Genomic DNA, 13,357 nt, shown 5'->3' with positions numbered 1-13,357 from the left:
CATGACAAATAGCTTTAGCATCCTCCACGTTGCAGAATACCTGAAACGATTAGGATTAAAGATTTCACAGGTTGATCGCTCCCAGCATACCATCGAGCTGACCTTCCGCGGTGAACAAGGACAGTGGCATATGATCACAGGTATTCATCATAGCGGAAATGCAAGCAAGCTCATGTTGATCGTGCCACTAATAGGGACAGTCAGCGAGCAAAAACGTCTGGAGTGCCTTGAAGCCTTACTTGCGGTCAACTATCGTATCGCAATGGGTAAATTTGGCATTGATCTGAACGATGGCGAGGTACGCCTGGAAGAAAGTATTCCTCTCGCAGATCAAAAAATCACTTTTGAGCAGTTCCGTCTGGCCTTTAGCGCACTGGTACAGACTGTTGCAATCTACCATGACTTACTACCCCGTATTATTGAAGGCAACCAGACACCCGAGGACGCCTTGCAGTCCTGTGAAAATGAGTTTTTTGCCCAGGCACCTGATGAAAGCGATTTTGGCCTGACAGCCGCCATGGCACAGATAACCGAGACGCCCGAACAATCAACAACGCCTCAACACGAGCAACCAGAACTGGATGTTAATGAAGTCCTGGAAGAGGTTGCGCGCCTGCTCAGCAGATATCCAGAGTAAAACTCGCCCTTTTTCACCCTTCACAACTGTAAAATCTCCCAGGCCGGCAACAGTATTTCTGCCGGTCTGGGAGATTTTACGTTTTAAGCTTGAAAAGTGATCATGAATGCCAGTTTAGACAGCTGTAATAGTGCCGTCGGCATTAACATTTACTTTGACCGGTGGTAATGGCGCATCGGCAGGACCTTGCACCACTCGACCGCCATTAGCAGGATCAAAAATGGCACCATGGGCCGGGCAAACAAACATCTTAGTTGCCGGATCATAGTTGACTTTAACCCCTTCATGGGTACAGGCTTTTTCATAGGCCACAAAGGTGCCAGCAGGCAGACGGACCAGGAGACTTGCCTGCTGATCAGCAGGATTATTAAAGCTGATGGCGCTATTCACAGGCTGGTTTTGCGAACCAACAACAGTACCAACATGACCAGGGGCCGCAGGTTTCTGGGTAGTGTTACCTCCATTTTGCGGCTTCGCAGGCGGATTTTTCACCGGCTGCTTCTGGTTCACAGGATTTGTGGCAGGCTTCTGAGGAGTATTTTGCGCCGGAGCAGGTTGTTGAGCAAGCGGCTGGTTAGCTTGAAAGGGCGCAGTCAATTTACCGAGATTGAAAGCCAGACCTACGCCACCGGCCACAACAGCACCTGAGGCCAGCAGTGCAACCACACTGCGACGATTCATCTTCTGTGTAGACGGTCGGGCCGGCGATCCTTGCTGCGGGCGTTTTTTGTTTTTTGTCACTGCAGAGGTGGGGGTATCTGACAAACCCCAATCCAACATATCAGTGGACGGAAGTACCATTGGCGCAGCTGGCGGCTGGGCGCTTCTGGATGGAGCTGGAGCAGGTGGGGCCTGAACTGGCTCGGCTGGTGACCACCACTCATAGGCTTTCATCAACTCGGCATCTGTTGCATGCGTACCCGCCAGCGTCATACCAGGCGTAAGCAGCGCGACTACATCCTCATCTGGTTGCTGCTGTTTAGCCACCATGGGAAGGTCCTGAGGAACGGCTGGTGGATAGTGGGAGGAGCGGGCACAGCGGTCGGGCCTGTCTGAGCGAGATAGTTCGTCTGACGACCTCTATTCGATCCCATGCCTGCTTGCTCGCGGCGAGGAGTCTCACGTGTGATTGCCCCAATAGCTGGAAGGTGTCCGGTGACAATAGGAGGAACGAGTTGCCAGTTGTTCCCATTGTAGAGCCCTGGCGAGGCATCTCCTGCGAGTTCTGAGCAGGGGCATTCATCCGCTGCATACGCACGACAGGCACGCTCTGGGTCGCGCCAATTGAAGCCTGTGTGAAGGCTTCGCCCAATTCGCGAACGCTCTGAAAACGCGCATCAGGATCACGGGATAGGGCTTGATTGACGACTGAAACAAGCGCCACAGGAATGTCCGGACACAGTTTACGCAAAGCAGGAAACGTCTGGCGTATATGCATCTGTGCCACTTCGAGGGGATTGCTACCGCTAAATGGTGGGCGGCCACTCAAAAGCTCATAGAGAATACATCCAAGTGCATAAATATCCGAACGCTGATCCACCGCCTGTCCCTGAACAACCTCTGGGGCAATATATTCTGAGGCCGCTAAAAACGTATCTCCGATGCTCAAAAGATGGGCATAGGGTAAAGGAGTCTTATCAACACCACTGCGCTGTAAGATATGCATCAGACCAAATCCAGCTACCTGGATATTCTCATCATCCTGAACCACGATATTCGATGGCTTTAAAGTACCATGTATAAAGCCTCTTGAATGCGCATATGCCAATCCATCGACCATCTGATTCAACAAAGAAGTGACAAATGGGTGCTCGCAACGCCCCTGGTGCTTCACGACATCTGCCAGTGAACCATTGGTGTTGTAAGGTGTAATTAAGTATGGGACCCGAGCACTTCACCATAGGTATAGACGGGCAAAATATGTGGATGGTCTAAGGTCGTAATTGAAGAGGCCTCTTTACGAAAACGCGTCAAGAAAAGTGTGCGTGCCTCATTTGAAAACTGCTCAGGCAAAGAATAAAGCGTCAGCGCATCCACGCGTTGCAGAGTCTGGTGCCGAGCCAGATAAACGGACTGTAAACGTCCCCTGCCCACAAAACGCTCCACCCGATATTGCCCAAGAACGTGTCCAACAAGTTGGTCTTCTGTTTTTGTCTGCATCCAACATTTCTCCAAAGTACAAACTACATACAGTAAACAATCTATGTATCTTCATGCCACCCCAGATGACTTTTCGGTTTCAAGAGTTAGCCTAACTCAAACAGTAAAACTGGATAGATTCGTTATCTGTATGCATTTACCTATACGGGTCCAATCAACATGGGGCTAGCGCCAATGATGCGATAAAAATCGTTTTTCTCATCCACAATATTGAATCTACTCGCTGTATCAAATTGAGTCAATTTGATAGGCATAAAACAGGACTTGTGGATAAAAAATGTCGAAAACCTTAACCGGTGCAGGGAGTCCCATCCATCCCACCGTTTCTCCCAAACATGGTACAATGAGCGCGGAAGATCTTTGACAAAGCCACCAGAAAAGCTTTTTTCTGTATTGTGTTTTCATTCATTTTGAAATACATACATATTTTAAATACAAAAGGGATTGGAGAATCGTTGTATGGCAGATGTCCAACCACTACGTGGATTACGTTTTGCACCAGAAATCATTGGTGATCAGGCAGAGGTAATTACCCCTCCATTTGATGTGATTAGCCCGGAAGCACAGGCCGGGTACTACGAACGAAATCCATATAACATTATTCGTTTAGAACTGGGGAAAAGCTATCCCACTGATGATAAACTCAATAATGCTTATTCTCGTGCTGCAACAACACTGGCAGAGTGGCGTTCAAAAGGTGTATTGAGCCAGGAAACTGATCCCTGCTATTATCTCTACCAGCAACGCTTCACCTATGGCGGGCAACAATACACACGCACCAGCCTGCTCGCTCGCATTCGTCTTGAGCCATGGGAAGCACGTGTAGTATTGCCTCATGAACATACACGCAATAAAGATAAAGAAGACCGCATGCAGCTCCTACGAGCCTGTGCGACGAACTTTAGTCCCATTATGTGCATGTATGATGATCCTCAGGGACGCGTCCGTCGCCTGCTGGCCAGTTATGCCAGTCAACCAGAGGTGCAAGTGGTGGATGAAAATGGAGAAGAGCACCTGCTCCAGCCCATTACTGATCCAGAGCATATCGCATTGATCCAGGATTTCTTTGCGCAACGTCAACTCTATATTGCCGATGGACATCATCGCTATACGACAGCTCTGGCATATCGGAATGAAGTGGCCGAACAGCGCCGTGGTCTGCATCCACAGGATGGCGCAAACTTTATGCTGATGGCGTTGATTGATATGGATGATCCAGGCATGCTGGTATTACCCACACACCGCCTGTTAGCTGATCTTACAACAGAGCAACTACACAAGCTCTCGCCAGAACAACTTTCAGCCTATTTCTCAGTACAAACGTTAGACACTATGAGCGATGAGAAGATGCTGGAACAGCTCGCGCAAGCTGGTCAATCTCAACCATCATTGGTGGTTAAGACTGCGGAACAAACCCTGCTGCTGACCATCAATAAAAAAGGTCAACAGTTGATGAAAGAGAGCGGCCACTCAGAAGCCTGGAATAACCTGGATGTTGCCATGGTACAGAGATTAATTTTAGAGACGTTGCTTCAGATTACAGCAGAAGATGTCGCGGCGGGTAAAAACGTGCGCTATATGCATGATACAAAACAGGCACTGCAAACATTACCTGATCACACAGCCCAGGCAATCATATTACTCAATGGTATTCCATTCCGGCAGGTACGCGATGTGGCACTGGCAGACGATCGTATGCCACAGAAATCTACGTACCTCTATCCCAAGCTCATCACCGGATTGGTGATCAATCCTTTATGGTAAGGAGCACAGAAGCATGATTATCATCGTCGGCGCGGGTCTGGCAGGCTTAACCTGCGCAAAATTGCTCACGGAAGCAGGACAAAAAGTCCTTGTTCTCGAAGCAGCCGATCAAGTAGGAGGGCGGGTACGCACCGACTATCACGAAGATGGCTATCGCCTCGATCGTGGTTTTCAGGTGCTCTTTACGTCGTATGAGGCAGCCACACGCCATTTAAATTATCAGACGCTCAAGCAACGCAAGTTTGATCCTGGTGCAATCTTAGAGAAAAATGGCAAGCATTACACCATTACGGATCCCATCCGTGAGCCCGCGCATGCAGTTTCCGGCTTGCTAAATCCTTTGATTTCGACCATGGATAAATTGCGCATCCTTAAATTAAGGACACAGTTGCAACGTGTATCCAGCGACGAAATCTTCTCAGGAGCCCTGCAACCAGGTCATCAGGACGAGACAACTGAAGCGTATTTACGCCGTGAGGGCTTTTCGGACAAAATCATTGATAACTTTTTCCGGCCTTTTTATGGTGGTATCTTCCTGGATCGTTCACTGCAAACCAGCGCGCGTATGTTTCAGTTTACCTTTAAAATGCTGGCAACCGGTGATATTATCCTGCCGGCGGAAGGTATTCAACGTATTCCTGAGCAGCTCGTCGCCAGTTTGCCAAAAGGAACGGTACGCAATAGCGCCCGCGTTGGCGAGCTGTTAATCACGAATGGCACCGTTCAAGGCGTACGTCTGGTCACTGGTGAACAAATCAAAGCTGAAACTGTGGTAGTAGCAACCTCGAGTCCGATTGCGGAAAAGTTTACCCACAAGCCACTACCTACCCAGGGAGTTGGTGCGGTCTGCTTATACTTCGCTGGCGATGAACGTTTATACAATCAACGTAAAATTCTACTCAATGCTGATCCACACGCCTATGTTAATAATGCGGTACTGGTCAGCAATATTGCGCCAACCTATGCCCCACCACGCAAACATCTCCTCTCAGTCACGGTGCTGGGAAATCCGAGCGAGGATGATGAGCTGCTGGCCGAACGCAGCAAGGCTGAGATCGCTGGCTGGTTCCCCCATCATGATTTAAGTCACTGGCAGTTGCTAGCGCTCTACCGTATTCCTTTCGCCCAGTTCTATCAGCCAGCTGGCATTTACGACACATTGCCAGCCAGTCAGACAGATGTACCAGGGCTGTATCTGGTAGGAGAATATACCCAATCGAGCAGTATTCAAGGAGCAATGCATAGCGGAGAGGTAGCAGCGCGAGAGCTGCTGAAAACGCGGCAATTAGTACCCAGTCAATCCTGAAGAAGCAGCCAAGGGCTCCAGGCTTTCGCAAGCAAAAAGCCAGGGCCCTTGTTTAATCCTGCTGAAAAAACTCCACCGGAAAAGAACTCAAGCTTCCACTACGTAAGGACTCAACCATTAAGCGCAGCGGACCCTGTTCAATGGATATACTGATCAGAGCAATCGGAAATGTTTGGTCCTGCACAGGAACTTGAGAAGCCGGATCCAACAACGTAGCGGTTGCTTGTATCATTGGCACATATTCATGCTGGTCGGCCTGCTGAAGTAACGCAGCCTGCCGCAACAAACGAGCGGCATAGGTAGTACGCCACTTATCATCTATTAACTCATGGAGAGACTCGCTGGCCAATGAGGTCAAAAGATCGCGCTGCTCCTGCATACGGGCTTTCTTACGCTTATTGGTGGTGGACTCAACCATGTTGAGCGCCGCCCAATAGCGGCTAATAAATGGTTCGATGCGTTCGATCGGCTCATATAACCAGGAAGAAAACTCTTTGAGTTGATAGAGCTCATCCGCACGGTCAGCCATGGCACGTGCTTCAGCGGTCAGTTCTACACATGGCAGTGTAGTAGCAGGTAAACTAGCGACAGCTTTCTTATCACGTACGCCCGCCTCTGTTAACGGACGCCAGATCGAATACGCGATGGGTAAGCGGGTGCGGGTGCGCCGATTCAAGGCTCGAGCCTCCAGAATCACAGCACAGGCATATTCGAAGGAAACCTTAAAGCTACTAAAGCCCTGCTCATCCAGATCCCCTATCAGTGACTCCCACTGCTCTGTGTCCATCTCGTCTACCCCATAGCAGTCCTTGATGCCCTTCTGATCTTGATACAGGACATTGACGCCTTTAATCAAGCCATCAGGACGCAGCCAGGATAACATAATGAGTTGGGTACCAGAACCGTCAATAGAGCTCACACGAGCCTGATAAGCTGGATACTGCTGCTGGCGCGCCTCAAGCAACGCAGCATCCTCTGACCCTAACATCGATTGCATTGTCAGACGTCCAAGCGTTGTACGCGCCTGCTGCTTGAGCTGTCGATTAGAGGTAGTTGCGATCACATGATTCAAAGCGGGAATCGTCTGATTAATCGCAATAGGGCCCAACAATTCCAGTGCCTCAATCACTGCCATTACCACTTTGCCGGTTTGATTCTCCAACAACGGTACCAACAGATTTGCAGCACGTGGATCATTACTATTCCCTAGCCAATTAATAAAGGCGAAACGTCGTTCGACAGGCATGGAAACAACATCTTCCAGAATTGTCTCAACGCCCATCTCATTTTGTCCTACAAGCTCAAGCAGGCGCATCTGCATCTGACGAATAGCACCGGCAGGATCATTCAAGTACTCGATGATGCCATCATCTGCCATCTCTGATCCTAATTCTTTTAAAATAGGCGAGAGAGAAAGCTTGGCAAGATCACTGACCGTTGGATCAGTGATAAAATCTTCAAAGCCCTTCAATATCAAAATCGGTCGCTAATTCAGCCAGAATGCGCAATGCCGCAGCCTGGGCCATAGGATCATTACTGCGCAGCAAATGCAGTACTTTTTCTCGCGCTCCCTCAGCCCATTCTTGATCCAGACGATCCAGATAATGGGACATGGTCTCAGCATCGATATCTTCACGCCGGCTTAGCGCCAGTAAAATGCTATCCACGCTCTCTTGAGGAGACCCCTTGCGTCCTCTTGGCATAAGCGTTTGCTCTGCCTTCCTTTTTTATGATTAAACATATTTGGTTACTGTATCACCATCTCAATGCACCTCAGAGACGCGACCATGTTGATGATTTTACACGATATGTTAGCTATTAACAACCCGAGATAGCGCACTCAACAGTTTATCGCCTCTTACCATTCAGGCATAGGTTTACCTGGCACTTCGCTATCCATGGAGTACAGTGGTGGAAATTCCCCCACCTGCTATAACGCTCGCTTATCGTCGCTGTACGACTTTCCCGGACCCTTCAATGGTTCCTTAGAAGTAAGGAAGAATACATTCTGGCTGGGTGAGCATCAATGCAAGGAATTGTACCACATTGGCTTATAGGCGTCGAGATCACCAGATATGCATAACACTCGATGCCCTACTATGTACTCAACCAAAAAATCTCCTCCAGCTTTCTGGCATATCCTCTCTCAAAGAACGCCTGACACTTTCGACTCGCTACATAAAACGTAACGTAGCGGCAGGGCTTGAGCCTGCGACCTGATCACGTCGGAGAAACCTGCTCACTGAACCCCAACGGAACGGCCAGGATGTGCTTAATGAAAAGTGAGATAGCCAAGATTCGACAATAGTAACACGGTAAAGAGGACAGTCACACAGAGCAAAAGCATAGTACCAAGCAACCAGAGCAAAAACTCTAATCGACCAGGATGCACTAACCACCAGCGCAGACCCTCAATGGGATGAGCTATCAATGACCATCTCTTTGATGACACATGATAGCTTTTTAGTGGTGAAGTCAGCAATGGAGGAACCGTATCAAATTCCTCGATATCATGCGTGCGCAAACGTTCTACAATGGAATAGCGAGGGCCACCTGTGGTTGCTCTGCCGTTTCTTGCGAAAGCATCTCAGATTGCCTGGATGGTCGGATAATAGTTAAAGCAGTATCGGTAACAGCCAGAGTCAACACAGATAAACTGCTGGCGGCAGCATAGTGCGGCGTCTCATATTCCCAGATCGCCCGGGACTGTGGCATGGTTGGAATACGGGTAATATCACCACCCTCTGCTGTTTCCGCTATTCGTGGATAGCGCGGACGTATTTTAACCACTGCCACTGGATGTGCCGAGGCGCGAGCAGGAATAGCTGGTAATTCCGGTGACCTGCGAGCAGGACTATATGTTCCGGTTAAAAAATGCCCTCCATAGGCTCGTAATTCCTTATTTGCAGAATGTATTGAATGCTCCATGTCCTTTGTTTCCTATCCACCATGTCTCTATATACACCTCAGATCATTCTCACCCTTCACCTCTGCTACCTGTGCAAATAAACGGCCATCCCCACTTTTTTGTCGGAGTATAATAAATTCAAACAGGTAAGAAAAATAATCACCCGAATTCTCGCGCTGACGAGAGAAACTGCGTAAAAATCCCCAGTACATGGAAAAAATTTCGGCATATGCTGGTGCCCAAAGCAGTGACACGTCACTGATTAACCTCATTTTCCCTCATAAAGCCAGGCAACAGGCACGTACATCCCTACAACTCTATATTGGCACATATCTTGCAGTAGTAGTATATGAGGGGGATAGTTCGTAAAAATTTATGAACAGTGTTGCTCAACCTGGCCCACGCAACACATATCTCCGGTTACCAAATTTGTGGAATGGGATTTGAGGTTTAAGGAGGAAGTAGGTATATGGTAGCCATCACCAGCAACATGCAAACACTTTCAAATGATCATGTCGAAGTCCAGCCATATGTCTCAACCGGCAAAGTCGAGCTTTCCTGTAAAAGAGAAAAAACCAGAGTGACCACAAAACACGCAAGTACACTCGCGTCTAAAAAAGGGAAAAGAGCTAATCAAGCCAACGATGATGATATGACTTATTATACACCAGCCATTGATGACGAAAATCGATCTACCCGGGTATCAAATAAGGCCACCAATGAGAACAGAAAAGGAAAAAATAGTGTCACTTATGGAGATGCACGCTACAATGAAAATGAGGAATATCTAGATGAAGAAGAAGAGGTCGAAGAGGGTGATCTCGAAGCGGAAAATGCTATCCGCCAATACCTGGCAGAAATTGGCCGCTATCCCCTCCTGGCCGCTGAACAAGAAATGCATCTGGCAAGGCGCATTATTGCAGGCGATAATAGAGCTCAACAACATCTGGTTGAGGCGAATTTACGCCTGGTCGTCAGCATTGCAAAAAGATACAATAACCACGGTGTCTCACTCCTTGATTTAATTCAAGAAGGCAATCTAGGCTTAATAAGGGCCGCCCAAAAATTCGATCCTGGACGCGGCTTTCGCTTTAGCACCTATGCCACCTGGTGGATCAGGCAAGCAATCAGTAGGGCCGTCGCCGAACATACACGCACTATTCATATTCCAGTCCATGTGGTCGAATTAATCTATAAGATGAAGCGGATCACACGCCAACTCTATCAAGATCTGGGGCGTGATCCATTTCCAGAAGAGATCGCCCAGGCCCTACAGCTCACCAAAGAGCGCATTGTAGAGCTTCAGAGCATGTCCGAAGCTCCAATCTCTCTCGATGCGCCACTCAGCGATGATGAGCAGTATCATCTCGCAGATGTGATCGAGGATCCGCATGCCGCGGCTCCAGCGGATATTGTCACCCATCAAGTCTTGCGGGATCAAATTTCACGCTCGCTTGAGATCTTAAGCCAGCGTGAAAGGCAGGTTATTGAGTTACGCTATGGGTTACAGGATGGTTACTGCCATACCCTGGAAGAGCTCAGCAGTTACTTTAAACTGACGCGCGAACGGATTCGTCAGATCGAAGTAAAAGCTTTACGCACTCTTCGTCAACCTGTGCAGGTCCATTTATTAAAGGATTATGCTTGAATAGAAACCACGCATGTCGCTGTACGTTTTTGTCCCGATCAACACATGTAGAAAAGCGTTTACTACGTGAGGATCATATCGTTGGCCAGCACAGCGCACTAATTCATGGCAGGCACTGCTTGCTGGCAGCGGTTTCCCATAGGCGCGCTCGGAGACCATAGCATCATAGGAATCTACCACGGCCAGGATGCGTGCTAAAAAAGGAATCTCTGTTTTGCGTAGCCCTCTGGGATATCCGCTGCCATCCCAGGCCTCATGATGGGCGATGACCAGTAAGGCCACCTGCTCCAGGATTGCACCCGCTCCCTGCAATATGCTCCAACCAATTTCTGGATGCAAACGGATCAGGGCCCACTCATGTGGATCGAGTGGGCCTTGTTTTTGTAGAATGGCAGATGGAATAGCTACCTTGCCAATATCATGTAATAAGGCAGCCAGACGCAATAATCCGAGGTCGCTCTGAGAAAGGTGCAGTTGTATGCCAACTGCCTCTGCTAAATTCAACAGCCGCTGTGCATGCATATTGGTAGCGCAATCACACCAGATGGCTAAAGTATCAACAACAGCCATTTCCATTGAATGCAAAAGATAGGCTACATCCTGATCATTCAGGATCCTGCGATAGCCATAGAGCTCTAACGAAAGATCAGTTCGATAGCGTAGAAAATTTTTGCAACGCAAAGTAGCCGTGCCATTGATGAGCATATATCTACTCCTTCTCCAGGTGGGCGGCTAAACGTGCGATAAAATCTTATATGTAATACTACGTCAAAAATGTCCTGGTGTTACACAATACACAACATTGAAACACCAGGAGACACAAACAAGCAAGGATATTTGAAATAGAGTTTGTGGAGCTAAAGCGTGTATTGAGGTTAGCCATGCATAGGATTCGTAGTAAAAGCCCTCAAGAATTGATATATACTAGTACATTTTTCTATCAGCTTGACGACATATGCAGAGTGCATCTACACTTGACTCGGTCCATGTTTTTCAATGGAAAAGCTCCCTATAACTCCGCTACGTCGTAAACATATCAAAGTGGAGAGGCAAAGCTCAAAACACAGAACCAATCTGCTGGGAGATTGATGCGAGTGAACAGAAGTATGAAAAAAAAAGCATTAAAACACTTCAAGAAGGCTATGATTTGCGGCGTATTTATTTTTTTTATTGGTTTGAACATAGTAATTGTGCAAACACATGCCTATGCAACTGCGACAGTCACATCAACCCTGGTAATTATCGATGTCTTACCCACCGATACACCTGTAGCAATAACACCTACACCAACTGATACGCCGGTGCCTCCTACGGCTACACCGGTACCTCCTACGGCTACGCCGGTGCCCCTACGGCTACACCGGTGCCCCCTACAGCTACGTCTGTGCCTCCTACCCCGATTCCGACCACAAACCCAACTCAGCCAGTACAGCCAGCAATTCCGCCTGTGGGTCCGGGTAATCCTGGCAATCCGGGTAATCCTGCACTACGCCATCAGCAGTAGACCCGACCAAAAAGGCGACCGCAACACCAACCGCAACCGCAACGCCAGATGCAGCAGCAGTCACACCAACCGCGACGGCAGTGGTTGCCAGTGGGAATGCACCGGATCAGGCAACAACCCAGGGTAGCGGATCGGAGGAGTCCTGATCCCGATTGCGTTTGGCTCTGTTTTTCTTTTGTTGATTACCGGCTTAATCGCCTTTATGTTTTTACGTAAACAAAAGCCCCAAAGAATCTCCTATGCACGTTTTGCCAGACCAGCCGCTCAGCCAACCCCGTGGCTAAATCGAGCAGATCCGGATGCCACCTTTGTCTTACCTGGTGTAGAACAGCAGGCAGCGTTTGCAGTTTCCGCACAAATGAATATGCCTATGCAACCTGCAGGACCTGTCATTGCAATGCCAACTGGCTCACATAAGGCGCTTACGCCCACCCCACCCCCTCTGTTCAATGATCCACACCGCACTATCTCTATGCCTACCGGTCCACAGCAAGCCATTACACCTGCGTCCAAAGAAGCAGATCCTGGCTATATGCCCGGCGCGCTACAGCCCATCACATCACCCCTACCCGGTCAGATTGCAGCAACGCCCCGGAAAAATCCTGTCAGTACCAGCGATATGAGCCCATTGCCTTTAGACAACTTTGATCTTTCGCAGGTACTCCCGAAAGAAGTCGCAGACAAGGACATACAATGGAATGCTCCGGGCAAGGAAAAAGAGCAGCCGATCTCATTCTCGCCGCTCATTGCGCCAAATGTCCAGGATGATCCAGTGCTGGAAACCATCATGCGTCAGGCACAAATGGGCCTCTATGCCCTTCCCAATCAGGATCCGACAGAAACAACCGATAGTAACGATGATCCTTTCCTCGCTTAAGAGGCTTAATCCACCAGAAATCGCAGATGTCCTTTCATTTACACTGATGAAGGATCTCTGCGATTTTATATGTTAGCAGATAAAAGCTGGAAGTGGTACTCTCGCGCTACATATTTGGAGATATAAAAAAACAGCAGTATTATGTAGTAAGGCAAGCATAGACTAAAGCTAAAAATAATAGGTGGAAGTGGTGTATGATAACACGCCTGCATGGTTTTGATTGGGATACATATTCCAGGCGCATAATGCCAGCTTTTCAACTCTGGCTTACTCAAGGCGAGGAAAACGCACTCTATCAACTTTACGCTGAGACACGTTGCGCACGTGAAGAACAATTTATTCCACCTGCAATGTTGCCCTGCGTACCTGGACACGGGCACAGTCTTTTGTAAAACAATTACCTCAAGGATCACAGGCATACCATGAATACCAGCTATTATGTATGGCAGAAACCTTTACTGAAGTTAGCGATAACTATATACATAAACATCCTCCCCAGCTTTATCAAAATCCCGACACGCTACGAGCAATCTGGGGGCACTCCTTGAAGAAT

The 13,357-nt window shown here is 48.5% G+C and carries 14 protein-coding genes; 6 read left to right on the top strand and 8 right to left on the bottom strand.

Features of this window, described 5'->3' with window-relative positions; genetic code table 11:
- Position 1 precedes the first annotated feature (1 nt).
- Positions 2 to 637 carry a YbjN domain-containing protein gene (locus tag KDW_RS17060; protein WP_151757065.1) on the top strand — a complete coding sequence of 212 codons (636 nt, stop codon included), beginning with the start codon at positions 2 to 4 and terminating at the stop codon, positions 635 to 637.
- A gap of 114 nt (positions 638 to 751) precedes the next feature.
- On the opposite strand, the gene KDW_RS17055 is transcribed toward KDW_RS17060, so the two are convergent.
- From KDW_RS17055 to KDW_RS17045, 3 genes are read right to left on the bottom strand one after another with little or no spacing between them, the layout of a single operon-like run.
- On the bottom strand, positions 752 to 1,627 hold the full coding sequence (locus KDW_RS17055) for a QcrA and Rieske domain-containing protein (protein WP_151757064.1): 876 nt from the start codon (positions 1,625 to 1,627) through the stop codon (positions 752 to 754).
- Complete coding sequence (locus KDW_RS17050; RefSeq protein WP_233097728.1) at positions 1,617 to 2,471, bottom strand: serine/threonine-protein kinase; 855 nt, start codon at positions 2,469 to 2,471, stop codon at positions 1,617 to 1,619. Before KDW_RS17050 ends, KDW_RS17055 begins: the two co-directional genes overlap by 11 nt.
- Positions 2,472 to 2,509: 38 nt before the next feature.
- Complete coding sequence (locus KDW_RS17045) at positions 2,510 to 2,797, bottom strand: protein kinase family protein (RefSeq protein WP_151757062.1); 288 nt, start codon at positions 2,795 to 2,797, stop codon at positions 2,510 to 2,512.
- A 459-nt stretch (positions 2,798 to 3,256) separates the two neighbouring features.
- Between KDW_RS17045 and KDW_RS17040 the strand changes: the two genes are divergently transcribed.
- Together KDW_RS17040 and KDW_RS17035 are read left to right on the top strand one after the other, a co-directional pair.
- The gene (locus KDW_RS17040; RefSeq protein WP_151757061.1) at positions 3,257 to 4,561 is read left to right on the top strand and encodes a DUF1015 domain-containing protein; all 1,305 of its coding nucleotides are present in this window, start codon (positions 3,257 to 3,259) and stop codon (positions 4,559 to 4,561) included.
- Between the two features lie 13 nt (positions 4,562 to 4,574).
- Positions 4,575 to 5,867, top strand: a complete 1,293-nt coding sequence (locus KDW_RS17035; protein WP_151757060.1) for an NAD(P)/FAD-dependent oxidoreductase — start codon at positions 4,575 to 4,577, stop codon at positions 5,865 to 5,867.
- A 52-nt stretch (positions 5,868 to 5,919) separates the two neighbouring features.
- Here KDW_RS17035 and KDW_RS17030 read toward each other — a convergent pair whose 3' ends face one another.
- The 4 genes from KDW_RS17030 to KDW_RS17015 all read right to left on the bottom strand — a co-directional run bounded on the left by KDW_RS17030 (position 5,920) and on the right by KDW_RS17015 (position 8,795).
- Positions 5,920 to 7,245, bottom strand: coding sequence for a HEAT repeat domain-containing protein (locus KDW_RS17030; RefSeq protein ID WP_162005309.1), 1,326 nt, complete (start codon positions 7,243 to 7,245; stop codon positions 5,920 to 5,922).
- Between the two features lie 79 nt (positions 7,246 to 7,324).
- On the bottom strand, positions 7,325 to 7,570 hold the full coding sequence (locus KDW_RS17025) for a hypothetical protein (RefSeq protein ID WP_151757058.1): 246 nt from the start codon (positions 7,568 to 7,570) through the stop codon (positions 7,325 to 7,327).
- Between the two features lie 569 nt (positions 7,571 to 8,139).
- Positions 8,140 to 8,298, bottom strand: coding sequence for a hypothetical protein (locus KDW_RS31820; RefSeq protein WP_162005308.1), 159 nt, complete (start codon positions 8,296 to 8,298; stop codon positions 8,140 to 8,142).
- A gap of 98 nt (positions 8,299 to 8,396) precedes the next feature.
- The gene (locus KDW_RS17015) at positions 8,397 to 8,795 is read right to left on the bottom strand and encodes a hypothetical protein (RefSeq protein ID WP_151757056.1); all 399 of its coding nucleotides are present in this window, start codon (positions 8,793 to 8,795) and stop codon (positions 8,397 to 8,399) included.
- 449 nt (positions 8,796 to 9,244) lie between these two features.
- Between KDW_RS17015 and KDW_RS17010 the strand changes: the two genes are divergently transcribed.
- Positions 9,245 to 10,423 (top strand): sigma-70 family RNA polymerase sigma factor, encoded by a 1,179-nt coding sequence (locus KDW_RS17010; protein WP_233097727.1) that lies wholly within the window; start codon positions 9,245 to 9,247, stop codon positions 10,421 to 10,423.
- On the opposite strand, the gene KDW_RS17005 is transcribed toward KDW_RS17010, so the two are convergent.
- Entirely contained in the window at positions 10,406 to 11,128 is a 723-nt protein-coding gene (locus KDW_RS17005; RefSeq protein ID WP_151757055.1) for an HD-GYP domain-containing protein, read from the bottom strand. The genes KDW_RS17010 and KDW_RS17005 overlap by 18 nt on opposite strands.
- 485 nt (positions 11,129 to 11,613) lie before the next feature.
- On the opposite strand from KDW_RS17005, the gene KDW_RS32285 reads away from it, so the two are divergent.
- Both KDW_RS32285 and KDW_RS17000 read left to right on the top strand, forming a co-directional pair.
- Complete coding sequence (locus KDW_RS32285) at positions 11,614 to 12,054, top strand: hypothetical protein (RefSeq protein WP_170296538.1); 441 nt, start codon at positions 11,614 to 11,616, stop codon at positions 12,052 to 12,054.
- Positions 12,055 to 12,129: 75 nt separating this feature from the next.
- Positions 12,130 to 12,804, top strand: a complete 675-nt coding sequence (locus KDW_RS17000) for a hypothetical protein (RefSeq protein WP_151757054.1) — start codon at positions 12,130 to 12,132, stop codon at positions 12,802 to 12,804.
- Positions 12,805 to 13,357 lie beyond the last annotated feature (553 nt).

It is taken from the genome of Dictyobacter vulcani (assembly GCF_008974265.1).
Lineage (GTDB): Bacteria > Chloroflexota > Ktedonobacteria > Ktedonobacterales > Ktedonobacteraceae > Dictyobacter > Dictyobacter vulcani.
The sequence above is the reverse complement of the archived record's forward strand: the minus strand, read 5'-3'. Positions and strand labels throughout refer to the sequence as shown.

Excerpts from the sequence above, each read along its gene's own strand:
- KDW_RS17055 (WP_151757064.1), bottom strand. The coding sequence starts at position 1,627 with ATGGTGGCTAAACAGCAGCAACCAGATGAGGATGTAGTCGCGCTGCTT.
- KDW_RS17010 (WP_233097727.1), top strand. The coding sequence starts at position 9,245 with ATGGTAGCCATCACCAGCAACATGCAAACACTTTCAAATGATCATGTC.
- KDW_RS17045 (WP_151757062.1), bottom strand. The coding sequence starts at position 2,797 with ATGCAGACAAAAACAGAAGACCAACTTGTTGGACACGTTCTTGGGCAA.
- KDW_RS17040 (WP_151757061.1), top strand. The coding sequence starts at position 3,257 with ATGGCAGATGTCCAACCACTACGTGGATTACGTTTTGCACCAGAAATC.
- KDW_RS17025 (WP_151757058.1), bottom strand. The coding sequence starts at position 7,570 with ATGCCAAGAGGACGCAAGGGGTCTCCTCAAGAGAGCGTGGATAGCATT.
- KDW_RS17005 (WP_151757055.1), bottom strand. The coding sequence starts at position 11,128 with ATGCTCATCAATGGCACGGCTACTTTGCGTTGCAAAAATTTTCTACGC.
- KDW_RS17000 (WP_151757054.1), top strand. The coding sequence starts at position 12,130 with ATGTTTTTACGTAAACAAAAGCCCCAAAGAATCTCCTATGCACGTTTT.
- KDW_RS17015 (WP_151757056.1), bottom strand. The coding sequence starts at position 8,795 with ATGGAGCATTCAATACATTCTGCAAATAAGGAATTACGAGCCTATGGA.
- KDW_RS17060 (WP_151757065.1), top strand. The coding sequence starts at position 2 with ATGACAAATAGCTTTAGCATCCTCCACGTTGCAGAATACCTGAAACGA.
- KDW_RS17030 (WP_162005309.1), bottom strand. The coding sequence starts at position 7,245 with ATGGCAGATGATGGCATCATCGAGTACTTGAATGATCCTGCCGGTGCT.
- KDW_RS17035 (WP_151757060.1), top strand. The coding sequence starts at position 4,575 with ATGATTATCATCGTCGGCGCGGGTCTGGCAGGCTTAACCTGCGCAAAA.